Origin of the sequence: Lactobacillus delbrueckii subsp. bulgaricus (assembly GCF_046938665.1) — a bacterium.
In the GTDB taxonomy this organism is placed as follows: Bacteria; Bacillota; Bacilli; order Lactobacillales; family Lactobacillaceae; genus Lactobacillus; species Lactobacillus delbrueckii_C.
Genome location: NZ_JBKZCD010000004.1, coordinates 32,004 through 56,835, shown reverse-complemented (window position 1 = coordinate 56,835; position 24,832 = coordinate 32,004). Strand labels below are relative to the sequence as shown.

24 protein-coding genes and 1 other RNA gene are annotated in these 24,832 nt (G+C 52.7%); 22 read left to right on the top strand and 3 right to left on the bottom strand.

Annotated elements, in window-relative coordinates; genetic code table 11:
• The first annotated feature begins 132 nt into the window (after nucleotides 1-132).
• Nucleotides 133-3,642, top strand: a complete 3,510-nt coding sequence (locus ACLUXO_RS04060) for a glycoside hydrolase family 53 protein (protein WP_412136421.1) — start codon at nucleotides 133-135, stop codon at nucleotides 3,640-3,642.
• A gap of 476 nt (nucleotides 3,643-4,118) precedes the next feature.
• Here the strand turns inward: ACLUXO_RS04060 and ACLUXO_RS04055 are convergent, their stop codons facing one another.
• Both ACLUXO_RS04055 and ACLUXO_RS04050 read right to left on the bottom strand, forming a co-directional pair.
• Entirely contained in the window at nucleotides 4,119-5,309 is a 1,191-nt protein-coding gene (locus ACLUXO_RS04055) for an SLAP domain-containing protein (RefSeq protein WP_412136420.1), read from the bottom strand.
• 131 nt (nucleotides 5,310-5,440) lie between these two features.
• Nucleotides 5,441-6,652 (bottom strand): SLAP domain-containing protein, encoded by a 1,212-nt coding sequence (locus ACLUXO_RS04050; RefSeq protein ID WP_412136419.1) that lies wholly within the window; start codon nucleotides 6,650-6,652, stop codon nucleotides 5,441-5,443.
• Nucleotides 6,653-6,872: 220 nt separating this feature from the next.
• On the opposite strand from ACLUXO_RS04050, the gene ACLUXO_RS04045 reads away from it, so the two are divergent.
• The 20 genes from ACLUXO_RS04045 (at nucleotide 6,873) to tsaD (ending at nucleotide 21,845) form a co-directional block, all read left to right on the top strand.
• Nucleotides 6,873-7,151, top strand: a complete 279-nt coding sequence (locus tag ACLUXO_RS04045; RefSeq protein ID WP_412136418.1) for a hypothetical protein — start codon at nucleotides 6,873-6,875, stop codon at nucleotides 7,149-7,151.
• Between the two features lie 56 nt (nucleotides 7,152-7,207).
• A complete protein-coding gene (locus tag ACLUXO_RS04040) occupies nucleotides 7,208-10,075 on the top strand; it encodes a hypothetical protein (RefSeq protein ID WP_412136417.1) in 2,868 nt (955 codons plus the stop codon).
• Between the two features lie 78 nt (nucleotides 10,076-10,153).
• On the top strand, nucleotides 10,154-10,684 hold the full coding sequence (pyrR, locus tag ACLUXO_RS04035; protein WP_412136416.1) for a bifunctional pyr operon transcriptional regulator/uracil phosphoribosyltransferase PyrR: 531 nt from the start codon (nucleotides 10,154-10,156) through the stop codon (nucleotides 10,682-10,684).
• Between the two features lies 1 nt (nucleotide 10,685).
• The gene (locus ACLUXO_RS04030; protein WP_412136415.1) at nucleotides 10,686-11,288 is read left to right on the top strand and encodes a class I SAM-dependent methyltransferase; all 603 of its coding nucleotides are present in this window, start codon (nucleotides 10,686-10,688) and stop codon (nucleotides 11,286-11,288) included.
• A complete protein-coding gene (gene tadA, locus ACLUXO_RS04025; protein ID WP_003615755.1) occupies nucleotides 11,288-11,797 on the top strand; it encodes a tRNA adenosine(34) deaminase TadA in 510 nt (169 codons plus the stop codon). The genes ACLUXO_RS04030 and tadA overlap by 1 nt, the downstream gene beginning before the upstream one ends.
• Nucleotides 11,798-11,806: 9 nt before the next feature.
• Nucleotides 11,807-11,903: signal recognition particle sRNA small type (ffs, locus tag ACLUXO_RS04020), an RNA gene on the top strand.
• Between the two features lie 53 nt (nucleotides 11,904-11,956).
• Nucleotides 11,957-13,780: a DNA polymerase III subunit gamma/tau gene (gene dnaX / locus ACLUXO_RS04015; RefSeq protein ID WP_412136414.1), complete on the top strand. Its 1,824-nt coding sequence runs from the start codon at nucleotides 11,957-11,959 to the stop codon at nucleotides 13,778-13,780.
• A 71-nt stretch (nucleotides 13,781-13,851) separates the two neighbouring features.
• Nucleotides 13,852-14,181 (top strand): YbaB/EbfC family nucleoid-associated protein, encoded by a 330-nt coding sequence (locus ACLUXO_RS04010; protein WP_270449056.1) that lies wholly within the window; start codon nucleotides 13,852-13,854, stop codon nucleotides 14,179-14,181.
• Between the two features lies 1 nt (nucleotide 14,182).
• Nucleotides 14,183-14,782, top strand: a complete 600-nt coding sequence (gene recR / locus ACLUXO_RS04005; RefSeq protein WP_412136413.1) for a recombination mediator RecR — start codon at nucleotides 14,183-14,185, stop codon at nucleotides 14,780-14,782.
• A gap of 1 nt (nucleotide 14,783) precedes the next feature.
• Entirely contained in the window at nucleotides 14,784-15,020 is a 237-nt protein-coding gene (locus ACLUXO_RS04000) for a YaaL family protein (RefSeq protein ID WP_270449054.1), read from the top strand.
• A 129-nt stretch (nucleotides 15,021-15,149) separates the two neighbouring features.
• Nucleotides 15,150-15,788: a dTMP kinase gene (gene tmk / locus ACLUXO_RS03995; RefSeq protein WP_412136412.1), complete on the top strand. Its 639-nt coding sequence runs from the start codon at nucleotides 15,150-15,152 to the stop codon at nucleotides 15,786-15,788.
• An 11-nt stretch (nucleotides 15,789-15,799) separates the two neighbouring features.
• Nucleotides 15,800-16,126 (top strand): cyclic-di-AMP receptor, encoded by a 327-nt coding sequence (locus ACLUXO_RS03990; RefSeq protein ID WP_412136411.1) that lies wholly within the window; start codon nucleotides 15,800-15,802, stop codon nucleotides 16,124-16,126.
• Complete coding sequence (locus tag ACLUXO_RS03985) at nucleotides 16,126-16,998, top strand: DNA polymerase III subunit delta (protein WP_412136410.1); 873 nt, start codon at nucleotides 16,126-16,128, stop codon at nucleotides 16,996-16,998. Before ACLUXO_RS03990 ends, ACLUXO_RS03985 begins: the two co-directional genes overlap by 1 nt.
• Before the next feature lie 14 nt (nucleotides 16,999-17,012).
• Nucleotides 17,013-17,345 (top strand): DNA replication initiation control protein YabA, encoded by a 333-nt coding sequence (yabA, locus tag ACLUXO_RS03980; RefSeq protein ID WP_050890498.1) that lies wholly within the window; start codon nucleotides 17,013-17,015, stop codon nucleotides 17,343-17,345.
• Nucleotides 17,345-18,208, top strand: a complete 864-nt coding sequence (gene rsmI, locus ACLUXO_RS03975) for a 16S rRNA (cytidine(1402)-2'-O)-methyltransferase (protein WP_300615384.1) — start codon at nucleotides 17,345-17,347, stop codon at nucleotides 18,206-18,208. Before yabA ends, rsmI begins: the two co-directional genes overlap by 1 nt.
• On the top strand, nucleotides 18,205-18,954 hold the full coding sequence (locus ACLUXO_RS03970) for an acyl-[acyl-carrier-protein] thioesterase (protein WP_412136409.1): 750 nt from the start codon (nucleotides 18,205-18,207) through the stop codon (nucleotides 18,952-18,954). The genes rsmI and ACLUXO_RS03970 overlap by 4 nt, the downstream gene beginning before the upstream one ends.
• Nucleotides 18,955-18,996: 42 nt before the next feature.
• Nucleotides 18,997-19,527, top strand: a complete 531-nt coding sequence (locus ACLUXO_RS03965) for a folate family ECF transporter S component (protein WP_300615388.1) — start codon at nucleotides 18,997-18,999, stop codon at nucleotides 19,525-19,527.
• A 17-nt stretch (nucleotides 19,528-19,544) separates the two neighbouring features.
• On the top strand, nucleotides 19,545-20,267 hold the full coding sequence (tsaB, locus tag ACLUXO_RS03960; protein WP_412136408.1) for a tRNA (adenosine(37)-N6)-threonylcarbamoyltransferase complex dimerization subunit type 1 TsaB: 723 nt from the start codon (nucleotides 19,545-19,547) through the stop codon (nucleotides 20,265-20,267).
• A gap of 4 nt (nucleotides 20,268-20,271) precedes the next feature.
• Nucleotides 20,272-20,802, top strand: coding sequence for a ribosomal protein S18-alanine N-acetyltransferase (gene rimI / locus ACLUXO_RS03955; protein ID WP_412136407.1), 531 nt, complete (start codon nucleotides 20,272-20,274; stop codon nucleotides 20,800-20,802).
• Between the two features lie 2 nt (nucleotides 20,803-20,804).
• Nucleotides 20,805-21,845 (top strand): tRNA (adenosine(37)-N6)-threonylcarbamoyltransferase complex transferase subunit TsaD, encoded by a 1,041-nt coding sequence (gene tsaD, locus ACLUXO_RS03950; RefSeq protein WP_412136406.1) that lies wholly within the window; start codon nucleotides 20,805-20,807, stop codon nucleotides 21,843-21,845.
• 66 nt (nucleotides 21,846-21,911) lie between these two features.
• Here tsaD and ACLUXO_RS03945 read toward each other — a convergent pair whose 3' ends face one another.
• Nucleotides 21,912-23,828, bottom strand: a complete 1,917-nt coding sequence (locus ACLUXO_RS03945) for an ABC-F family ATP-binding cassette domain-containing protein (protein ID WP_412136405.1) — start codon at nucleotides 23,826-23,828, stop codon at nucleotides 21,912-21,914.
• A gap of 293 nt (nucleotides 23,829-24,121) precedes the next feature.
• Between ACLUXO_RS03945 and ACLUXO_RS03940 the strand changes: the two genes are divergently transcribed.
• Nucleotides 24,122-24,808, top strand: a complete 687-nt coding sequence (locus tag ACLUXO_RS03940; protein ID WP_002876556.1) for a redox-sensing transcriptional repressor Rex — start codon at nucleotides 24,122-24,124, stop codon at nucleotides 24,806-24,808.
• The last annotated feature ends 24 nt before the right edge of the window (nucleotides 24,809-24,832 follow it).

The following is a 24,832-nucleotide window of genomic DNA, read 5'->3' as shown; positions in this document are numbered from 1 at the left end:
GCAATCAATTTAACCAAGAATGCTCAACTTTGCTGTTGAGCATTTTTTGGGAAAAGAAGAAAAAACAAGAAAAACAAGAAAAAGAAAATACAATCCAATTGCATTCAGAGGAATTAAAAGAGGAACTAGCTTATGAAGAAGAGACGGATTAAGCACTTCAAGTCTAATAAGAGTTTGACGGCTGCCGGCGTAGCTCTGCTGGCGACCGGCCTGGCTGTCGGCAATGTCAATAGCGTAAAGGCAGACACGACCGATGATAGCAGCAAGCAGGCTGTTGCTCAGACGACTACTGCTGAAAACCTTGCTGTAGCTAAGTCCACGGTTGAAAACACTACTGGGGAAGCAGAAAAGAAGTCTGCTGATACTGCTGTAAGTGAAAACAAGACTAACACTACTGCCGCTACTGCAACCACAACTACAACTGCTGCAAATGAAGATAAGACTGCCACTGCAACTAATACCACTACAGCTGCTGCTCCAGCAACTAAGACAGCTAGCAAGGCAGTCCAGGCAACGGCCCAAAAGGCCGTTACGGCTACCGCTCAGCCAACCAAGAATGACTTTAAGACCACTTCTGGCGTTACCAACTACTACGACGCAAATGGCCAGGTAGTAAAGCACCAGTTCATCAAGGCCAATGGCAAGCAGTATTACGCTGACGCAACTGGTAAGATTGCCAAAAGCACCAGCAAGACCTTGAACGGGATCAAGGTTTCCTTTGACAAGGATGGCGCGGTGGAAAACGGCATGGACCACGCCCAGCTTTTGCGGGACCAAACTGAATTCCTGACTGCAGTTAAGCTGAAAAACGGGGTCAAGTACGACTGGACGGAATCCAAGAACGGCTACCAGGAATCAGCAATCCACGAAATGGCTCAGCTCCTGGCCCAGGGGGATGTCAAAGAAGACAAGCAGGTGATTGCTTCTTTGATGGAAAAGAACAGCTCCATGCAGGGCAAGGTTCTGGCCACTTTAAAGACTGACGTCTCCGCGAACAACGAAACTGCTGCCCAATTTGTCAGCGACTTGATCAGACAGCTGGGGACGACCAGCGCTGCTGGCAGCGTAGTTGGGGCCGGCTACTACAACGGTACTTTGGCCGGCTTGATCTACAAGGTGGAAGCTGTAACCCAGCCAGCGCAAGCATCTTCTACCCTTACTCCATCCGTGACCAAGGTCTACGGCCAAGACAAGGTCAGCGTCAAGAACGGCTTGAAGGATGGCCAGGCCTTTACGGCTGATGAAAGCAAAAAGCTGCTTTCCACCATCTCTTCTTCACTTCTGTCTGGCCCGGCTGGAACTGAAATCAGCCAGGATGTCTTGACGGCCATCGAAGCCGGCATTGGCGGCGACGACACGGCTTATGTTGGCACGACCGACTACACTGATGAAGCAGGCAAGACCTACCACTACGCCTACTGGCTGGAAGGGGCAGACAGCGCCGCTAAGTTAGCCAACTTCCTGGCCCTGAACAAGGGAGTTAAGTACGGGGAGGCCATCAAGGCCAACTTTACCGCGACCTTGACTGAAGGGGCCGGCAATAACAATGAAGCAGTTGACGAAACCCCAACCAGCAAGAAGACGGCTGACGAAATCACGGCTGCCTACCAAAACGGGATTGAAACTGGCCTTAAGTACGAAAGCGTCAAGGTGGAAAAGATCCCTGGCATGACTGATGACATGGCCCGCGGGGTCGACGTGTCAACCTACCAGGCCATGCTTAAAGCCGGCGTGAAGTACTATGACTTTAATGGCAAGGAAGCTGACCTGTTTGATGTCTTAAAGGAAGCCGGGGTCAACTGGGTCCGCCTGCGTTTATGGAACAACCCTTACAACGCTGACGGCCAGGGCTACGGCGGCGGTAATACCGACGAAGAAAGCCTGATCAAGACTGCCCTGCAGGCCAAGAAGTACGGGATGAAGGTCCTTCTGGACTTCCACTACTCCGATTTCTGGGCTGACCCGGCCAAGCAGATCCTGCCTAAGTCCTGGAAGAACCTGTCCAGCGCTGAATTAAACGAAGCGATTTCCCTTTATACCAAGAAGGTCTTGACCGATATGGAAAAGGCCGGGGTGGCTCCAGCCATGGTCCAGATCGGTAATGAAATCACCAAGGGGACCTTTGGCTATGACGCCGACCAATTGACCGGTGGGGACTGGAACAAGCTCTGGCAGAGCGACTACGGCACGACCGTTGCCCGCTACCTGGCCACCGCGGCTAAGGCAGTCAGAACGGCCAACAAGGACGCCAAGATTGCCGTGCAGTTTGAATCACCAGATGTCAACCGCTACCGGATGATCATGACTGTCTTGAAGAACAACGGGGTTGACTATGACTACCTGGGGACTTCCTACTATCCATTCTGGGGCAGCTCCAACAACAACCCGGACAACCTGCTGAAGGTGCAGGAAATGGCCCAAAAGGAATTCGGCAAGCGGGTGGTCGTCATGGAAACCAGCTGGCTGAACAATGTCAATGACTCAGACGGTACTGGCAACAACATCGGCTACGCTCCAAGTGACTACGTGGTTGGCCCGCAAGGACAGGTCGATGAAGTAACTGCCCTCTACAAGTCCTTAGTTGCTGGCGGCGGTGTCGGTGCCTTCTACTGGGAACCAGCCCAAATCGCGGTCAGAGCCGGCTGGAACAGCTGGAACTACAACAAGCAGCTGGCCAACGTCTACGGGACTGGCTGGGCTTCTAAGTATGTGATCGGCTATGCTCCAGACAATGAAATGCACTACAATGGCAAGGAAACCTGGGGCGGGTCCACTTGGGACAACATGGGCCTCTTTGATGACCACGGCTATCCTCTGCAATCTCTGCTGGTTTACAAGGGGATGCTGGAAGGCTACCAGTCAGCTGAAAACACTGCTTCAACTGTTACGCCAAAATTGTCCGCTCTTTACGGGGCAGATCAAGCAAGCCTTAAGGCTGAAAACCAGTTGAAGGTTGGCCAGGACCTGGCTTTGACCAACTACCTGGACGGGGCTGTTGCCAAGTACTTGAACGGGGTCAAGGGAACCAAGATCAGTGAAGCTTCTCTGAAGGCCCTCTACGCTGGCTTAACTGACAGCTTGAAGAGCGACCAATTTAAGGACGAAGCCGGAAACAACTACCACTACGAATACTGGCTGGAAGGTAATACTTCTGATGAAAAGCTGACCAACTTCCTTAAGGCCAATGTTGGCGCTACTTACGGCAGCCCGCTCACGGTCAACTACACGGCTACCTTGGTCAAGGACGAAAAGGTGATCGAAAAAGCAAGTTCAACTGTTGAAGCAACTGCTACGACTGTTTGGGGCCTGGACAATGTCACTATCGACAGCCCAATGACGGTTGGGCAAAAGCTGTCAGCTGAAGACACGGACTTGATCGAAAAAGCCGCTAGTCAATACTTGACTGGTGAAAAGGGGACGGAAATCTCTGCTGACAACTTTGCTAAGATCGCTGAAGCAATTAATGCTGGCATTGCTTCAAGCAAGGAATACCAAGTCAAGTTTACTGACGCAACCAGTGTCTACCACTATGTCTACTACCTGGACGGGACCGACTTAGCCACTTTGAACAAGGGGGCCAAGTACGGCGATCCAATCAAGATCAATGTTTCTGCTTCTTTGAAGTGGGTCAAGAACCTGTAAGAGCTGGTAAAAAAGTAAAGATAAGCGCAAGAAAGCCCTGGCGAATGCCAGGGCTTTTTGCCATCGAGATGGAGGTTTGTGTGTTGGTATGTATAAGAAATTTAATGTAATGCTGGCTAAAGCGGTAGACCAGCAATTAGATAGAATTCAAATTCAAGGGGAAAAGGGAAGTCACGAATCTTAATTGTGCCGCTGGTGGGCAGGAATTACTGCCAGTTGGCGGCGGGACCGTCTGTAGTGGTTAAAGGCAAACAGGGCCAATGAAATCGTGAGTAATTGAGTGAACAGTTTCAGCATAGTTTTTGCCTCCTTTGCTTAGTCGCAAGTTCTTCTGAACTTGTACTGTAAGGATAACCGGCAAGCGTGGCTATTTGATGAACTGCTTGCTAAAAAAGACTGTGGAAAAGCTAAAGAAAAACTAAAATGCAGGTCCGCAAAGGACCTGCATTTCTTACTGCGAGCAACTTGTTTGCCTTTTACTTGAAGTCAGACTTGGCCACGTACTTACCAACACCGATGATGTAGTACTTCTTGCCCTTGATCGATACGGCGCTGCCGTAAGTCTGCTGCTGGCTGTTTTGCTTCAAGACGGAATTCGTGTAGCGGACCGCCTTGCCCTTGGACTTCTTGTAAACATAGGCATTCTTCTTCAAGGTCCGGGTCGTCCCGTCAACGTTGGAAGCGGAGATGAAGGAGTTGTAGCCAGTTTGGTAGTACTTCTTATTCTTTATCGTTGTCCGGCCATAAGTCAGGATCTTCTTGCCTGCAGCCACAGAAGAAGTGGTCTTCTGCAAGTTCTTGCTGTAAACGGCTGAACTGTGCATGACCGTGATGTAGCGGCCGTCGGCGCTCAAAGCGCTGATGTACTGGTCAGTGCCCAGCTTGTAGTACTTTTCCCCGTTCAAAATGGCATAAGCAATGGCGTAGACCTTCTTGCCCTTCTTATAGCTGGTTCCAGTCTTTTCCAGGCTCTGGGTGTAGACGGCAGCGGCATTTTTCAAAGTGATGTAGCGGCCGTCGACGTCGGCAGACTGAACATACTTGTTAGCAGTCTTGGAGATCTTGTAGTACTTGACGCTGCCCCGGGTTAAGCTGCCGTATGTGCTAATGGTCTTGCCCGCCTTGAGGGCCGTGTCCTTGGTCTTCTTGCCGTTTCTGTCGTAAACAGCCGCCTTCCGCTTGACGACTTTCTTTGCCGTTTCGGAAGTTTCAGTAACCGTCTCATAGGCTGAACCAGGCAGGTCGCCGAAAGTGATATTGCAGTATGACGGATCACCGTTGATATTAATGCTTGCGTTTTGCAGGCCGTTCTTGTAGTCAGAGCCGTCAAAGGTTAAGGTCTTCGTCTCACCAATCGCTACTTCATCATTGACCTGTACGTAGTATTCGCCTTCGTCGTCAATGTCATCTACATCAATCGAGACGGACGAAATTTTATGATTCTTGATCGTTACCGTGGCTGCTGGGAAAAAATTATCAGGAATATCAATATTGTTGCCCAGATTCTTTACAGTGACCATGACCGTGTAGCTGCCGTCCTTGTATTCCGTGCTGGTTTTGCTTTTGGCCTTACTTGCAGCCTGGATTGGGGCTGCCTGCGGAATTACGGATAATGTGGCTGTTGCCAGTGACAGGGCAGTCACGAGGGATTTGGTTAACTTGTTCATTCTGGATTCTTGCCTCCCGGGATTAGTCAAATTTGCTGATTAAGATATTAATTTATTATCGCCCTTCTCGAATTAAAAAACAATCAAAAAAGATTCTGCAAAAGCAGAACCTTTCCTAGCTGTATTCAATTTTAGCGGAAGTTGGACTTAACCACGTATTGGCCAACTGAGATGATGTAGTACTTCTTGCCCTTGATCGTTACGGCGCTGCCGTAAGTCTTGCGGTGACTGTTCTTCTTCAAGACGTACTTCTTGTAGCGGACAGCCTTGCCCTTGGACTTCTTGTAGATGTAGGCATTCTTCTTCAAAGTCCGGGTCTTGCCGTCAACGTTAGAAGCAACGATGAACTTGTTTTGGCCAACTTGGTAGTACTTCTTCTTGTTGCTCAAAGTGGTCCGGCCGAAGGTCAAGACCTTCTTGCCTTCACTGTAAGATGAGCCGGTCTTCTTCAAGTCCTTGCTGTAAACAGCCGCGCCGTGCTTGACAGTGATGTAGCGGCCGTCAGCGTTCAAGGCCTTGATGTACTTGTTAGTACCCAGCTTGTAGTACTTTTCTCCGCCCAAGATAGCGTAGGCGTAAGCGTAAACCTTCTTGCCCTTCTTGTAGCTGGTCTTGGTCTTCTTCAGGTCCTGGGTGTAAACGGCAGCCGCGTTCTTCAAGCTGATGTAGCGGCCATCGACGTTAGAAGCCTTGATGTACTTGCTTGCGGTCTTGGAAATCTTGTAGTACTTAGTAGTCCCCCGGGTTAAAGTCCCGTAAGTAGTAACGGTCTTGCCGGCTTTGATAGTCTTGTACTTGGTCTTGGCCCCGTCACGGTTGTAAACGGCTGAGTTCTTTTGCACCTTCTTCTTAACAACTGCTGAAGTTTCAGTGACAGTTGCAAAGGCTGAGCTTGGCAAAGCACCGAAGACAACATCAGCGCTGAACTTGGAGCCGTTGACCGTGAAGCTAGCAGCCTTTGAGCTGGTTTGGTAGGCACCAGCAGCAAAGGTGTAGATTACGCTGCCGTCCTTGCCAGTGCTGGTCTTTGCCTTGGAGCCGTTGATGGTCAAGTCGCTGTAGACCGGGCTGTCCTTGGCCAGGGTGAAGGACACTGAAGAGATCTTCTTGCTCTTGATCGTGACCTTGGCTGCGGCTGCCGTCAAAAAGCTGGCTTCAGTTGAATAAACCTTGCTGCCGCTGTCATAGAAGCTGGCAGCTACAGTATAGCTGCCATCCTTATATTCTTTGCTGGTCTTGGTCTGAGTAGCTGCCTCTGCCGGAGCGGCTGCTTGCGGAATTACTGACAGTGTTGCGGTTGCCAGTGACAAAGCAGTCACGACAGACTTAGTTAATTTTCTCATTTTGCCTCCTAAGAATTCATGAAATATTCTTTGCACACTAGTTCATTATCGCCCTTATTTAATTAAAAAACAATAGAGCGCTTACTAAAATCTTGGTGAAAAGCGGCTATTAATTGAGCAGGCAGGCGAATGGTGATAAAATCAAGCTAGAAAGTGAATATTGACATAAGGATTCAGTGATCTGCTGTTTTACTTCTGAAGAAAGTAAGGGGGCATGGCAATGACGAAGAGTAAAGCCAGTAAGGCTTACCGGCGCGCCCGCCGCAGCCGTCTGCTGGCTTGTCCCAGCGGCAAGCGGGCCTTTAAGACGAAGTTTGATGCCGACTTGTTTCTTTACCAGGAAGAGGTGACCGTTCACCTGCGTGAAATCAACCATGAGCACTGGCGGCCGATGCCGATTCGGGCTTACCGGTGTCCTTATTGCAAGAATTATCATGTAACCTCAATGCCGCTGGAGCGCTATGAGCAGCTGCACGGCAGGACAAGGGAGCGGACCTGATGGCCCGCTTTTTTCTTGCTTTTTGCTAAAATGTAAGTAAACGACTGGAGGAAAAAATGAGCCGACTCAATTCTTATTTCTACGATATCGAATCTTTGACCAACGCTTTTACCTTGTCCTGCTACCGGCCAGACGACCAGCGGGTTGACATCTATTACCTAGTTGATGATCCGGCCTTAAATGACAAAGACAGCCTGGACTTTAAGAAGGCTGCTGCCCGGCGGATCCGGGAGAAGAACCAGAACTTTAAAGGAAAGATCTACTACTACAATCTCCGTTCAAGCGCAGCTTCCGCCCGCCTGGCCCAGACCTTTGGGGTTTCAGATGCCCAATACGTCAATGATCCTCAAGCCCCGTCCTCTTTCCCGGGCCAGTTCCGTCCGGTCTGCGATACTGACGCCGGCTACCAGGAAGAAGAAGCGCCCTACCTGATGGGCTACAATTCCAGCAACTACGACTTGACCATGCTGGCCTACTACTTCACTAGAGCCTGGCAGCCTGGCGAAAGTGGCAAGCGGGACCGCTTTTCAGCCGTGACGGCCAGGGAGATGCGGGACTTTAACGATGAGCTCTTCAGCCGCTATATCGGCAACATGCGCCTGCGCCTTTGGCAGGACAAGACCATGGGCTTAGTTGCCAAAAACTTCCAGATGTCCGGCCGCCATATCGACGTGGCCCAGCTCAATGAGCGGCAAAGACGGGTTGGCCTCAAGCGCCTTTTGGGGATGCTGGGCTGGCAGATTCTGGAAAGTGACAAGTTAAAGCCCGGCCAGGACTATTTGACCAGTCCCGAAGAACTGGCAGATCTCATTGCCTACAATGTCTCTGACGTGGTCAATTTAAAGGAGCTTTTCTGCCATCCTTACTACCAGGGGCAGTTCATTTTGAAAAAGGGCCTCTTGGGTCAGTACCCGGACTTGATCTACCAAGAAGACGGGGACAGCTACCAGGAGAAAATCGGCCCGGCCTTTGTCAGAAAAGACCGCTTGACCATCGATTCTTCTTCTGCTAATTTCGCCCGCCGGACCATCTGCCCATACGGCCGCTTAAAAGACGACCGGGCTGTTTCTTTCTTGTACCCGGCGGCCAGCGTGGCGGAAAAAACGGGCGAAAAGCAGAGAGACATCCTGGAAGAAAGCCGGGACTTTTTCTACAAGCTCTTTGAGGACGAAAACTTACGCAAGAAGTTCGACCGGGTTTATGACTACTACAAGCAGTTTGCCGGCAAGAACTTCAATCCTTCAAAAGAATACCGGGAAGATTACGGCGACCAGGCCCTGCCGGTCAGCGACTTAAGTGATGTCGAAAACGAAGATACCAACCTTTTCTACTACCAAAAGGACGGCCAGCCATCGACTTGCTACATTACTTTCTCCGTCGGCGGCCTGCATGGGTCAGAATATAACCGTGACCTTTATTTAAAAGACCATGCCCTTTGGGAGAAAAAGCAGGCTGACCTGGCTTATGTGCAAAAGCTTTATCCAGATCCTTTGGACTTGCGTAAGGCCAGGGAAGTTACCCTGCCAGACGGCCGGGTGGAAAAGTACCAGACTTTCCTGACCGCTAAAGCAACGATCAAGCTGATGGAGCAGACGGATCCGGCTGACCGGGGGCAGTTTTGGCGGAACTTCAGTCAAGATGAACCAACCGTTTTCAAAAAGCAGGGAAGCCGGGTCCGGTTGGATGACCGCTATGCCTTTACTTCCAGCGACCTGACCAACCACGAGGACTTTACTTCCTACTATCCAAACATGCTCCGGCGCTTGAATGCTTTTTACAATGACCGCTTAGGCGAAGACCGGTATACGGCGATCTTTGAAAGAAAGCAGGAATTGGACAAAAAGCGGACCGATCCCCAATACAGCGCCGAAGAGCGGCGGATGTTCAATATCGAAAGAGAAGGGACCAAGCTGATCTTAAACTCAGCTACCGGGGCCGCTGACCCAAGAGAGGGGCAAGTGCCGTCCTCTATTAGAATGAACAACCGGATCCGGTCCATGCGGATCATCGGCCAGCTCTTCACTTATATGATCGGCCAGGCCCAGACCTATGCCGGCGCCCGGATCGTGTCAACCAACACTGATGGCCTTTACTCAGTATTAGACGCGGACTTAAACCGAAAGATCCTGGCTAAAGAAGCCGCTGAAATCGGGGTGGAGATCGTGCCAGAAGAACTCTACCTGGTTTCTAAAGACTCCAACAACCGCCTGGAAGCCAGCCCGGACTTGACCAAGGTCCTGTCTGCCTCAGGCAGCCTGGCTTGCCGGAAGGACACCAGCCCGACCAAGTCCCTGGCCCACCCGGCCATCATCGACTGGGCCCTCAGCCGCTACCTGCTGGAAAAAAGAACAGACCTGGCAGCGCCTTTTGACCGGAACCTGGGCCGGCAGATTCTGGCGGAAGCTGAGCAAGCCTTCCCAGACCCGGCCCACCGGCTCAGAATGTTCCAAAATGTCCTCTCAGCCAACCACAGCAAGGAGCGGGCTAACTGTATTTTCGGCCGGGGGGATGCCGGCCAGCTCTTAATCTTGCAGCGCTACAACCGGGTCTTTATCTATCAAGACGGCCTGCCGAAGACGGTTCACCTTTATTCTGCCGCGGCTAAAAAGCTGACCCCGGCCATGCTGAACAAGCGCAAGAGAAGCGGGGAAGCCGTGATCCAGCATGACCAAGAAGCCCTGTCCGTCCTTAAGGCTAACGGCCTGGGCAACTTGGCAAAAGGTCGGGAGGCCACGGTTCAGAAAATTCCTAATCTGTCACCTGACTGGTCCATGCACGTGGAAAACCGGGCTGTCAACTTACTTGCCGCTGAAGAGCAGGAAGCAATTTTGCATTCGCTTGACTATGACAAGTACCTGGACCTGGTGGCCAGCGCTTATGAAAAGAACTGGCGGAATTTGACTACATCCGGGCCAGTTTTATAAAATGGTTAGCGATGCTTTTTTACCAGAATAAAAAATAGCAACAGAATAGAAAAAAACTACCATACGGAGAGAAGAAAAATGAGCAAACAAATCATGGATGAAGCGGGGATCCGCCGGGCTCTGACCAGAATGAGCTACGAAATCGTGGAAAGAAACCAGGGGACCGAAAACCTGGTCTTAATCGGGATCAAGACCCGGGGCTGGTACCTGGCCCAGAGAATCGGCGACCGCCTGGCCAAGATTGAAGACAGCCAGCTGCCGGTCTTGTCCTTGGACATCTCCGCCTACCGGGACGACCTCAGCCAGGAGGAAAAGGCCAAGGCCATTGCCAGCTTTGACACTTCCTTTGACTTGACTGGCAAGACGGTCATCCTGGTTGACGACGTCCTTTACACTGGCCGGACCATCCGGGCAGCGCTGGATGCCATCATGGACCAGGGCCGGCCAGCCAAGATCGCTCTGGCGGTCTTGATCGACCGGGGCCACCGGGAACTGCCGATCCGGCCGGACTTTATCGGTAAGAATATCCCAACCGCGGCCAGCGAGGACGTCCAGGTCCAGGTCAGCGAAATCGACGGCAGTGACGCCGTAAAGATCAGCGAGGCATAAGATGGCTGAACAATACTTTACTGAAAATCCCACGGTTGACCATGATGAGCACCATGTTAACTACCACCTTAAGGGCATTAACTTAAACCTGACCACGGACGCCGGCGTTTTTTCCAAAAACCGGGTCGACTACGGCAGCGGGGTCTTGATTGAGCAGATGCTGGACCAGGATTTGCCAGGCGGCAATATTCTGGATGTCGGCTGCGGCTATGGCCCGATCGGTCTTTTCGCCGCTAAAAAGTGGCCAGACCGGCAGGTCGACATGGTTGACGTTAATGAACGGGCCATGGACCTGGCCAGAAGAAACGCGGCGGCCAACGGAGCAGGCAACGTCGATATTTTTGCCTCAGACCGCTATCAAGAAGTTTCCGGCCAATATGCCATGATCGTGACCAACCCGCCGATCCGGGCCGGCAAAGCCATCTGGTCCAGCATTTTGTCAGAAGCCAAGGACCACTTAACTGATGGCGGGATTCTGCTGGTCGTCATCCAGAAAAAGCAGGGGGCACCGAGCGCGAAGAAGCTGATGGCCGCCAGCCTGGGTAACTGCGAAATCCTGACCCGGGACAAGGGCTACTACATTTTAAAGAGCGTGAAGAAATAATGTATTCAAGCGAAGAAAAAAAGACCTACATGGAGGCCGCCTTTGCGGAAGCGGAAAAGGCCCGCCGGCAAGACGAGGTTCCCATCGGGGCCGTTGTCGTGGGGCCAGACGGGCAGATCATCGGCCGGGGCTACAACCGGCGGGAGCTGGATGAAGACGGGACAGCCCATGCCGAAATCCTGGCCATTAAGGAGGCCTGCCAAAAGCTAGACTCCTGGCGCTTAATCGATTGCAGCCTGTTTGTCACCCTGGAGCCTTGCGCCATGTGTGCCGGAGCCATTATCAACTCCCGGATCAAGGAAGTCTACTTCGCGGCCATGGACCCCAAAGCCGGCGCCGCCGGCAGCGTGGTCGACCTCTTCAGCGTGGAAAAATTCAACCACCATCCCAAGGTCATCCGGGGTCTTTACAAGGAGCAAGGGGCCCAGCTTTTGAAAGATTTCTTCCGGGAAATCCGCCGCAAGCAAAAATTAGCAAAAAAAGCCCAGGAAAATTGCCAAAAGGATTAGTTTAGGTTACAATATTTGTTGGGCAATGTTCGACCTCCGAAGCGTGTCAGGACCGGAAGGTAGCAGCACTAAGGTCGCTTGGGCATGTGCCCTTTATTTAGCAATTAACAGGCTCTTAGCTCTTCGGGGCTAGGAGCTTTTTCATTACGGGGAGAATGTATGGCTTATCAAGCTTTGTATCGCAAATGGCGCCCGCGCACCTTTGATGATGTGGTCGGGCAGGAAGCCATTACCGATACCCTCAAGAATTCACTTATCCGGGGCAAGGTCTCGCATGCCTTCCTTTTTGCCGGCCCGCGGGGGACGGGGAAGACCTCCTGCGCCAAGATTTTTGCCAAGGCCTTGAACTGTTTAAACCTGCAAGCGGGCGAACCTTGCAACGAGTGCAGCAACTGCCTGGCCGCCGACCAGGGGGCAATGCCGGACATCATTGAAATGGACGCGGCCTCAAACAACAGCGTTGACGAAATCCGCGACCTTTTAGACAAGGTTCACTACGCCCCAACTGAAGGCAAGTACAAGGTTTACATCATCGACGAAGTCCACATGCTGTCGATTTCAGCCTTCAATGCCCTTTTGAAGACTTTGGAAGAACCGCCGGCCAGCGTCGTCTTTATTTTGGCGACGACTGAACTGCAGAAGGTGCCGGCCACTATCATTTCCAGAACCCAGCGCTACAACTTCAAGCGCTTCTCAAATGAGGCTATGGTCCAGCGGATGGAATACATCCTGGGCCAGGAAGGGGTCGAATATGAGGACAAGGCCTTAAAGGTCATCGCCCAAGTCGCTGACGGGGGGATGCGGGATGCCTTGAGCATTTTGGACCAGCTCCTTTCTTTTGAAAAAAGCAGTGTCCGCTACGAGGACGCCCTGGAAGTCACCGGTTTCGCCGCCCAGGAGCAAGTCGAAAAGCTCCTTTTGGCCCTCTTAAATGGGGACAGCCAGACGGCCCTGGATCTGGCTAAGTCTGCCATCCAGGACGGGGCCAGCGCCCAAAACATCTTAAATGAAGTTATCAGCTTGACCGTCCAGGCCATGCTTTTTACCAAAACCGGGCAGGGGGAATTCCTGACGGATGACTTTGCCCAGGAAATTGCCCAGCAAAGCCCGGACCGTTTCAGCCAGATCATTGACCAGGCTAATGACGCCTTGGGCAGCCTCCGCTTTACCAACCAGCAGCAGATTCCCTTGGAAGTCTTTTTAGTCCAGGCCAGCCAGAAGCGGCAAAACAGCCAGGCAGGCCCGCAAGTTGCTTCCGCGGCCAGCAACCCGGCCATAGAGCGGCAGATCAAGGTCTTGAAAGAACAAGTCCACCAGCTGACCCAGCAGGTTCAGCAGCTGAGTCAGCGGCCAAGCCAGGCCTTCAGCCCCCGCCATGTCTTCCAGCTCAACCAGCAGCTCTACACGCAAAAGGGCGGGGCAACCGAAGTGGCCCAGCAGGCAGCGGAAAAGCAGCAGCAAGCCGAAAGCCTGCAGGCTGAAATCACCAGCAGCCAGGAAGAAATCTACGCGGTCTTAAGCCAGGCCACCAAGCCCGGTTTAGCTGAGGCCCGCAACCTTTGGGACCGGGACTTGCCAAGCATGCTGGAAGAGCCGGCCAAGACGGTCTTGGGCTTCTTGCAGCCGATCGCGGCCAGCGACCGGGCAGTCCTTTTGTCCAGCCAGTCCCGGGCCTGGCAGCTGGCTACAAATCCGCAGGAATTTTTAGCAACTCTCAAAGCTGACCTGGAGCAATTGACCAAGGAGAGCTGGACCATCGCCATCGTTGACGAAAAAGCCTGGCCAAAGATCCGCCAGGACTTCATCAAGGAACACGCCAGTCAGCTCCGGGCCAAGGCCCAGCCAGCCCAAGCCCAGCCGGCAGAAGAAGCAGCTCCTGAGCCGCCTTTGCCGGACCAGGCGCCGCCAGAGGAAGCGGCAGCCGACGCGGTCGTGACTAAGGCGGAAGAACTTTTCGGCCCTTTGGCCCAGGTCAAGGACTAATATTCGCCAAAAAGCTTTTTTCGCGTTAAAATTAAGCAGATAAAAACGAAACAGTAAAAGGAGATTTTTTCATGAGCAAGAGACCAGCTTTCCCAGGAATGGGCGGCATGAACATGCAGCAGATGATGAAGCAAGCCAAGAAGCTGCAGGAACAAATGGCCCAGGAACAGGAAAACATCACGACCCAGGAATTCACCGGCAAGGCAGCTGACGACATGGTAGTGGCTACTTTCACCGGCGACAGGACTTTAAAGAGCTTGTCCATCAAGCCGGAAGCCATTGACCCGGATGACCCGGACATGCTGGAAGACCTGGTTATCGACGCTGTTAACAAGGGCTTGAAGCAGATCGACCAGGCAACCCAGCAGAGCCTGGGCAAGTACACGAAAGGCCTGATGTAATTTGCAATACCCATTGCCAATCGCCCGCTTGATCGATTCCTTCATGAAACTGCCGGGCATCGGTGAAAAGACGGCGACCCGCCTGGCCTTTTACGCCATGGACATGCCCAAAGAAGACGTGGACGAATTTGCCCAGGCTCTGGTCGACGTTAAGGAAAAGCTGCGCCAGTGCTCGGTCTGCGGCAACATTACCGAACAAGACCCTTGCGCCATCTGCAGCAATCCTGCCCGGGACCGGTCAACCATCATGGTGGTTGAGGAAGCCAAGGACGTGATGGCCTTTGAAAATATGGGCGAATATGACGGCCTCTACCATGTCCTGCACGGGGTCTTGTCCCCGATGGACGGGATCGGGCCGGAGCAGATCAACATCAAGTCCTTGATCGTCCGCCTGCAGAAAAACGACGACGCCAAAGAAGTCATCTTGGCCCTTAATTCTACCCCGGAAGGGGAGTCAACGGCCATGTACATTTCCCGCTTGATCAAGCCGGCCGGCCTCAAGGTTACCCGGCTGGCTGCGGGTCTGGCGGTCGGCTCAGACATTGAGTATGCCAACTTGATCACTTTGAAGCGGGCAGTGCAAGGTAGAACGGAGCTATAGCATGAGTAAGCACAGCGACAAAATCAAGCAAGCAGAAGATGAGAAGCTGATGGCTTTGGTAGAAAAGCTGCAGCAGGAAATCAGTCTTAGCAAGGGTTTAGACAACACGACCCTAGACATGTCCGATGACAATATCGTGGCGGACAAGATTTTAAGAGCTGAGTATGCCTTTTTGTACGATGAGGCCCGCTACCGCCATGCTTCTTACACCGGCGTGACCAACGCCATTTCCCAATAAAAAGCTGATAATCTCCCGATTTTGGGGGATTATTTTTTTGCGATTTTTACCTACTAGATTTAGTGGGAAGATAAGTCTGTAAATACTAGCCTTAGTTCTGTAAAATAGATAGATAGGAGGCAAGTTCAAATGCAAGGTTACTTTATCACTTTTGAAGGTCCCGACGGCGCCGGCAAAACGACAGTGATCAATGAAGTCGTCAAGGCCATCCAGGGCCAGTGTAAGCGGGAAATTTTAGTAACGCGGGAGCCAGGTGGGTCAAAAATCGCGGAAAAAATCCGCGACATCATCCTGGACCCGGCCAATACGGAAATGAATGCCAAGACCGAGGCCCTGCTCTACGCGGCCAGCCGGTCCCAGCATGTCAGCGAGATCATCAATCCGGCTTTAAAGCGGGGGGACCTGGTCATCTCCGACCGCTTTGTCGACTCTTCTTTGGCCTACCAGGGCCAGGGGCGGGGACTGGGAATTGATGAAGTAGCCCAGATCAACGCTTTCGCTACCGGCCACTTGGAGCCGGACTTGACCATCTTTTTGGATTTAGACCCGGCCCAGGGCCTGGCCAGAATCGCCAAGGCCCGGTCAGGCAGCGAAGACCGGCTGGAACAAGAGAAGCTGGCCTTCCATGAAGAGGTCTACCGGGGCTACCAAAAGGTTAACCAGGCTCACCCGTACCGGGTAAAAGTGGTCGACGCGAGTCAAGATTTGCCGCAAGTTGTGGCCGCAAGTGTTAAACTGGTGAAAAGCACATTTCCAGAATTGTTTTAGGGGGGATCAAGATGAAACTGATCATTGCCATTGTCCAGTCTGAAGACGCCAAGCGCCTGCAGGCAGCTTTTGTCGACAACAATGTCGGCGCTACTAAACTGGCGTCAACGGGCGGCTTTTTGCGCGAAGGCAACACCACCTTCTTGCTTGGGGTGGAAGATGAAGACGTTGACGGCGTTTTGCAGCTGATCGAAGAACATTCCCAAACCAGAGAAGAAACAATCAACCCGGGCATTCACCCTGGCATTTCCTTCGAGCAGCCGATTGAACCGGTCAACATCACGGTCGGCGGCGCGACGGTCTTTGTCTTGCCGGTTGACCAGTTCCTGCACTTTTAATGCTGGATTTAAAGCAAATTGGTGCTTCTGAATCCCGGCAGCTCAAGCAAGCCCAGGACCGGGGGCAGCTGTCGCATGCCTACTTGCTCTTGTCAAGTGATGAGGCGGAAGCCCTAAACACGGCCTACTGGCTGATCTGCTACGTGAACTGCACGGGCGAAGAGAAGCCGGACGGGACCTGCCCGGCCTGCCGGCGGATTCTGGCCGGCAACCACCCGGACGTCTTTTTGATCGATACGGAAGAAAACAAGCAGTCGATCGCGATTGACCAGATCCGGCCGCTTAAGCAGGAATTAGCCAAGAGCCCTCTGGAAGGCGACCGGCGCTACTTCGTGATCAACCATGCCCAGAAATTGACCCTGCCGGCGGCAAACGCCCTGCTCAACCTGCTGGAAGAGCCAGCGGCACCGGTAGTCACCTTCTTGATTGCCAATAACGGCGGGCAGATTCTGCCGACGATCAAGTCCAGAACCCAGATCATCAATTTCAGCCAGCAAGCTGCTTCCAGCAAGGACAGGCTCCTTTTGGCCAACGGGATGAGCCAGGAAGAAGTTGACCAGGTGAAAAGCAGCCAGGAAGTCGACCAGGCGGTAAAATATTTTTACCAGGAGCTCCGCGAGCATGACTCTTTGGCCATCGTGTCCGCCCACCAGCTGGCGGGCCTGGTTAAAAAGCAAAAGCAGGGGACCAAGGCCTGGGAGAAGTATGTCTGGATTTTGCTCAAGAAGTGGGGCGAAAAGGACCTGGAGAAGGGTGACTACCAGGAAGCGGCCGACTTTTTGGCGGACCTCATGCGGGTTGACCAGATGCGGCAGAGTAATGTCGGCTTTTTGAACAATTTGGACTATTTGGCCTTAAAGTGGCAGCAGTAAAGGCGGTAAGGAAAGTGGACCCATATACTAAATTGCAGCAGCTGCAGCAGCAGATGGAGCGCATGCTCAAGAGCATGGACTCCCTGCAGCAGGAGGTGCTGGAGAGCTTGAAGGAAAATACCGAGCTCAAGGTTGAAAACCAGCTTTTGCGCGAGAAGCTGGACAAATTGACGGTTAAAGAACACGAAGGCAAGAGCCAGAGCGGGATGGCCATGCTCAAGCAGATCTACCAGTCTGGCTACCATATTTGCAACATGTACTACGGAACCCACCGGGATCCTAGCGCGGACTGCATGTTTTGCCTGGATATTTTGGATAATTTTGGAAAGAAGTCGGTGCACAAATAATGCAAACGCAACACAGCTACGCGGATGACCAGCAGGGCAAGCTCTACTTGGTGCCTACCCCCATCGGCAACCTGGAAGACATTACGATCCGGGCCAAGCGGATTTTGGAAGAGGCTGACTACATTGCTGCTGAAGACACCAGAACCAGCGGGATCATGCTGGACCGGCTGGGCATTCACAACAAGATGGTGGCCTTTCACAAGTTCAACTCGAAAGAAAAGGCGCCGGAACTGGTCAAGCTGATGCAGGAGGGGGCGACAATCGCCGAGATCAGCGATGCCGGCATGCCGGTGATTTCCGATCCCGGCTATATTTTGGTCCAGGAATGCATCAAGAATAATGTCCCAGTTGTTCCCCTGCCGGGCCCGTCAGCTTTTGCCACGGCCTTGATTGCTTCCGGCTTTGACGGGCAGCCCTTTACCTACTACGGCTTTTTGCCCCGCAAGGCCAGCCAGCAGCGGCCTTTTTTAGAAGAAATCAACGCATCAAGAGCGACCTCGATCTTTTATGAAGCACCCCACCGCCTCTTGAAGACCTTAGAACAGATGGCGGAAGTTTTGCCAGGTGGCCGGCAGATCGTCTGTGCCAGAGAACTGACCAAGATTCATGAAGAATTTGTCCGCGGCAGCCTAGAAGAAGTCATCCAGCACTTTAAAGAAGTCGACCCCCGGGGCGAGTTCGTCGTTTTGGTGTCGCCAAACACGGAAGAAAAGACCTTGGACTGGGCTGACCTGGTCAAGCTGGTCAAAGAGCAAGTAGCCCAAGGCGTGTCTAAAAAGGATGCCATCAAGCAGGTGGCCAAGAGCCAGGGGGTTTCCAAAAACGAGCTCTATGACCGCTACCACCAGGAGGGGGCAAAATGAGATACTACAAGGATTACCAGCTGGAATATGCTGACTGCGGGGAAAGCGGCCAGCTGAAATTGCCCAGAATGATCGACCTGATGATGGAAAGCTCTGAAGGGCAGCTGGCGCCAACTTTAGGCGGGGCTAGCGCCATGAAAGAGCGGGGCAGGGGCTGGGTAGTCACTCAGTACGAGTTTGAATTTACCAGCCTTCCCCGGGCCGGGCAAAAGGTCAGGGTCTGGACTGACGCGGTTGGCTACAACCGCTTTTTGTCCTACCGGGACTTCGGCATTGCGGACGAAGCCGGCAAAGACCTGGTAATTGCCCACAGCCAGTGGATTTTGTTTGATTTGAAGAGCCGGAAGCTTTTGCCCAGCGATGACAAAATCGCCGAGGAATTGGGAGCACCCCTTTTAGCTAAGATGCCCCGCTTTAAGAAATTGCGGCCAAAAGACGATTACAAAGACGAGAAGGTCTACCGGGCCTACTACTATGACCTGGACTCCAACCACCACGTCAACAACGCCCACTATTTGGACTGGATCGTCGACAGCCTTCCCCGGGACTTCGTCAACAGCCATGAGCCGAAAGACCTGGCTATCAAGTTTGAGAAGGAAATTAAATACGGCGATGAAGTTGCCTGCCAGGTTATGCAGGAAAAAGAAGACGGCGCTGTCAAGACTTGCCACGCCATTACCCGGCAAGGTGAACTTATGGCACTTTGTGAGGTAAACTGGCAAAAAATGTGCTTTAATAGAGACTGATTCAGTTGTTTTTGTTAAGCCATTTTTTAGGAGGACAGTCTTGTGAAAAGTGAATCAAAAGTCAGCAGCAAGCTGGAGTTGCGGGAGCTGGTCTTACTGGCTATGGTTATCGCCATCAAGGTGGTTTTGGGACAGTTTAAGGTCGGGGATGCCACCCTGCAGGTGGGCCTGGGCTTTATCGGCAGCGTCATGCTGGGCTACTTGTTCGGGCCTTGGTGGGGCTTTGCCGGCGGTGCCTTGAGCGACCTGGTTTCATCTGCAATTTTTGGCAACCTGGGCGGCTTCTTTATCGGTTACACCTTGACCGCGGCCTTGGGGCCAATGATCTACGGCTTCTTCTTGTACAAGAAGCCCATCCAGATTTGGCGGGTCATCGCGTCCGTAATCTGCGTCACGGTAATCTGCAATATCGGCTTGAACACCCTTTGGGTCAGCATGATGTACGGGGCCAACTTTATGGTCGCCTTGTCCAGCCGGATCCTCAAGGAAATGATCACTCCATGGATTCAGATGGTCGTGGTTTGGTTTGTCTTGGAAGGCCTGTCCCGGGTCAAGCTGAGTAGAAAATTTTAGGAAATAAAAGTTAGAGTATGAAGATTTTAAGCATTTCGACGGCAACGAGCGACTTGAGCGTTGCCTTGAATGAAGCTGACCACTTGGTCAGCGAAAAGATCGAGGAGAACCAGCGCAACCACAGCGTTGACCTTGATCCAGATATTGCCAGTCTGCTGGCAGAAAACGGCCTGGCGCTGAAAGACATCGACCGTTTCGCGGTGGCGATCGGTCCTGGTTCATATACCGGCCTCAGAGTTGGCTTGACTACGGCTAAGATGTTTGCCAGCATTTTGCATAAAGAGCTGGTTGGGGTCTCAACTTTACAGGCCCTGGCCCAGAACTTTGCCGGTGAAGATGCCTTGATCGTAGCCGCATTAGACGCCAGAAACAAGAACTTCTTTGCCGGTGCCTACCGGGGCAAGGAAGCCGTGATTGCAGACGGTCACTACCACTTAAGCGAGCTCTTAGAGCAAGTAGCGGCCCTGCCTGATCAGAAGGTGATTTTTGTCGGCAGCGACTTCAGCAAGTACCAGGAAGAAATCACGGCCGGGCTGGCTGACAAGGACCTGCGCCTGGCTGAAGGGGAAGAGAACCTTCTGCACGCCGGTGCCATTGGCCGCTTGGCGGTAAATGCTCCTGTCCTTGATCCGGACCAGGCCGTGCCGAACTACCTGCGCCGGACGCAGGCTGAGTATGACTGGGCAAAGAAGACTGGCCAGGAATTTGCAGCAGACAGTGCATATGTAGAAGAAGTTTAGACTTATGGGACTATTCTTTAAAGCTGACCTGGTGCAGTTTGCCCCCCGGGCAATCAGCATCAGCGGCCATGAATACTGCTTAAAGAAGGCGGAGGCAGGCGAGCTTGCCCGCCTCCTTTTGCTGGAAAAGGAAGTTTATGCCGGCCGCCTGCCCTGGGACGAGGAAGTCTTTGCCGAAGAATTGCGCCGCCGGGATTCCTTATACTTGCTCTTGCTTGAGGGAGACTTTTTGGTCGGAGCTATCGGCTGCCGCTTCAGTCTCTCTAAAGCCCACATCACCTTTTTAGCGGTGGTGCCGAAAGAGCAGGGGCAGGGGATCGGGAGCTACCTGGTTCAGACGGTTTTAGACCTGGCCAAGTCGGCTGACCTTAAAGCGGTCACCTTGGAAGTGCGGGTCGAAAACAAGAAGGCCCAAGAGCTCTACCGGCAGCTTGGCTTTGAAGACAATTTTGTCCGCAAGAACTACTACGATAATGATGACCGTCCGGACAGCGACGGTTTGAACATGATCTGCCATCTAAGAAAGAAGAACTGACTGTGAAGGAAAAGAAAGACATTCGCATTTTAGCTTTTGAAAGCTCCTGTGACGAGACTTCGACTGCCGTGGTCAAGAACGGGTCAGAGATTGAAAGCCTGGTCGTGGCTACCCAAATCAAGAGCCATGCCCGCTTTGGCGGGGTTGTGCCGGAAGTGGCCAGCCGCCACCATATCGAAGTGATTACCCAGATTACCCGGGAAGCCCTGGAAGAAGCCAAGGTCAGCTGGGAAGATCTGGACGCCATCGCCGTGACCCACGGGCCAGGCCTGGTCGGAGCCCTTTTGATCGGGATCAACGCGGCCAAGGCGGCCTCCATGGTGACCGGCCTGCCTTTGATTGGGGTGGACCACATCATGGGCCACATTTCAGCTGCCCAGCTGGTTGAACCGGTTGAGTACCCGGCTTTGGCCCTGCAGGTTTCCGGCGGCCACACCGAAATTGTCTTGCTGAAAGACCCGACCCACTTTGAAATCGTGGGCGACACCCGCGATGACGCGGCCGGAGAAGCTTACGACAAGATCGGCCGGGTCCTGGGGGTCAACTACCCGGCCGGCAAGACGATCGACCAGTGGGCCCACCAGGGTAAGGATACTTTCGGCTTCCCGAGAGCCATGATCGATGAAGACAACTACGACTTCTCCTTCTCAGGCCTCAAGAGTGCCTTTATCAACACCTGCCACCATGCTGACCAATTGGGGCAGGAATTAGACAAGTATGACCTGGCGGCCAGCTTCCAGGCGGCCGTGGTGGACGTTTTGGCTGAAAAGACCATGCGGGCCATCCGGCAGTACCAGCCCAAGACCTTCATCATGGGGGGCGGGGTTGCCGCCAACCTGGGCTTAAGAGAGCGGATGAACAAGGAGATCGCTGCTTTGGAAAAGGCACCGAAGGTTGTCCTGCCGCCGCTTAAGCTCTGCGGGGACAACGCGGCCATGATCGGGGCTGCCGCTTACAACCAGTACCTGGCCGGTAATTTTGCCGACTTGACCTTGGACGCGGACCCGTCAATGGAACTGCCTTACGCTGAGGATTACAAGTAAAAAGCAAGACGAAAATGCAACAAAAAAGCAAGTCCAGTAACGGACTTGCTTTTCCTTTGCCTAAAATTAAAATTCTTCCAGGGCCAGGGAGGCATCTTCCCAAGCCTGGCTAACTTGGCTGATCTTTTCCTGGACAGCGGTCAAGTCTTCCTGGAGAGGCCCCAGCTTGCTGAAGTCGGCGGCGATTGCCGGGTCAGCCATGGCTTCCTGGATCTCTTGCTCTTTTGCTTCCAGCTCTTCCAGGTCCTTTTCTGCCTGGGCGACCTGCCGCTCCAGTTTCCGCTTTTCCGAGTCCCGCTTTTTCTGCTCCTGGTAGGAGAGCTTGTTTTCGCTGACTGCCTTGACGACTGGCGCTTCCTGCGCGGCTGCTTCTTCCTGCGCGGCTTCTTCCTTGGCCTTTTCGCTTAAGTAGTAAGTGTAGTTGCCCTCATAGATCTTGGCCTGGCCGTCTTTAGCGACGACGATCTTGTTGGCCAGTTCGTTGATGAAGTAGCGGTCGTGGGAAACGAAGAGGAGGGTGCCGTCGTAATCGGCCAAAGCTTTTTCCAAAACTTCCTTGGCGTCCAGGTCCAAGTGGTTGGTCGGTTCGTCCATCAAAAGGAAGTTGTTGTGTTCCATGGACAAGACGGTCAAGGTCAAGCGGGCTCTTTGCCCCCCGGACAGCTGGCTGACCTGCTTGTCGATGTCCTTGGCCGTGAACAAAAAGCTGGCCAGGATGGACCGGATGTCCTTTTCGTTCATGTCCTTGTGCCGGTCCCAGATGGTATCGATCACGGTCTTAGAATAGTCTAACCCTTGCAGTTCCTGGTCATAGTAGCCGATGTCCAGGCTGGCCCCGTATTTAATGGTCCCGCTCTTAACCGGCAGCTGCTTCATGACGGTCTTTAAAAGGGTGGACTTGCCGATCCCGTTTTGGCCAATGATGGCCACCCGGTCGCCCTTGTTGATCTGGAAGGAGATGTCCTTAAGCATGGTCTTGTCTGGATAGCCAACGGCCAGGTCCTTCAAGATCAAGACTTCCTTGCCTGACGGCCGGGCGCTGTCAAACTTGATCCGGACTTTTGACTTGTGCTTTGGCGGGTCGACCAGTTCCATCTTCTCCAGGGCCTTGCGCCGGCTTTGGGCCTGCTTGGTGGTAGAGGCGCGGACGATGTTCTTTTGGATGAACTCTTCTTCGCGCTTGATCTCTTCCTGCTGCTTTTCATAAGCGGCTTCCTGCTGCTGGTCGCGGAGTTCTCTTTGCGCCAGGTACTGGCTGTAGTTGCCCTTAAAGACCGTCAGTTCCCCATGCTGGAGTTCAAAAATCTGCGTGGCCAGGTGGTCCAAGAAGTACTGGTCGTGGGAAACCGTCAGGATGGCGCCTGGGTAGTTCTTAAGGAAGGCTTCCAGCCAGTCCAAAGTATCCAGGTCCAGGTAGTTGGTCGGTTCGTCCAAAAGCAAGAGCGGGGGCTTCTTTAAAAGGAGCTTGACGAAGCTGAGCCGGGTCTTTTCCCCGCCGGACAGGCTGGCAATCTGCTTGTTCCAGGTCGCTTCCGGGAAGTTGAAGCCGTTGAGCATGCTCTTGATTTCGGCTTGGTAGGTATAGCCGCCGGCTTGTTCAAAATTATACTGGGCCTGGTCCAGGCGGCGGAGAAGCTCTTCGTCTTCCGGATGGTCGGCGATGGCGTACTGCAGCTTCTCCAGTTGCTGGCCCTGGTCGATCAAGGGCTGGAAGACCGTCAGCATCTCTTCCCAGATCGACTTCTCTTCGTCAAAGTCGTGCTCCTGGGCGATGTAGCCAAGCTCGATCCCCTTGTTGACGGTAAATTCCCCCTGGCTGGCCTCCTGGCGGCCGGTCATGATCTTTAAAAGGGTTGTTTTCCCGGCCCCGTTTGGCCCGACCAGGCCGATCCGGGCATTGTTCTCAATTGAAAAGTTTACCTTGCTGAATATAGGAGCAGCTCCGAAGCGTTGCTCCAAATTGTGTCCTTGTGCTATTATCATATTTTTTCACCTTGAAACATTGTACCATGCAAAAGACTTGCCTGCCGCTAGCCGGGCTGATTTTCCCTTTCTTTTCCGCTTCTTTTTTCCCTCCTTTTGTTTTTCCATTTTCTTTAAAGAAAATGCCGGAAGCAGCTGAGCTCTTAATCAATTTGTGAAAAAGTTCGATGAAAAGGATTTTATGGCAAATATTGTGAAAATACGACTTGCCAAAGACTGGTAAAGATGGGTATCATAGTAGATGATTGATTAGAGATTCACATTCACAAAATAAAAACTGGAGGCATCTTTTTATGAACAACAAATTTAGAATTCCCAAGGCTACTGCCAAAAGATTGCCGCTATATTACCGCTACTTGCTCCTTTTGAATGATGAAGGCAAAGACAAGGTTTCTTCAACTGAACTGGCGGAAGCCGTCCAAGTCGACAGTGCCTCAATCCGCCGGGACTTTTCCTACTTCGGTGCCCTGGGCAAGCGGGGCTACGGCTACGATGTCAAGAACCTGCTCAGCTTCTTTAAGAAGATCCTCAACCAGGACACTTTGACCAACGTCGCCCTGGTTGGGGTCGGCAACCTGGGCCACGCTCTTTTGAACTACAACTTCAAGCGCAGCAACAATATCAGAATTTCCTGCGCTTTTGACATCAACCCGGAAATCACCGGCAAGATCACCCAGGGGGTTCCGGTTTACTCAATGGATGAAATGAAGCAGCAGATCGCTGACCAGCAGATCCGGATCGCTATCTTGACCGTTCCCCAGGCGACGGCCCAGAAGACGGCTGATGAAATGATTGAAGCCGGGATCAAGGGGATCATGAACTTTACCCCGATCCGCCTGTCCGCCCCAAACGGGGTCCGGATCCAAAACGTCGACCTGGCTACCGAATTGCAGACCTTGATCTACTTCCTTGACTCTGACGAAATGATCAAGAAGCAGTTGGAAGAGCGGAAAAAGGCCATGAACAACACGAATAAATAAGGAAAACAGCACTTTTTAGCACTC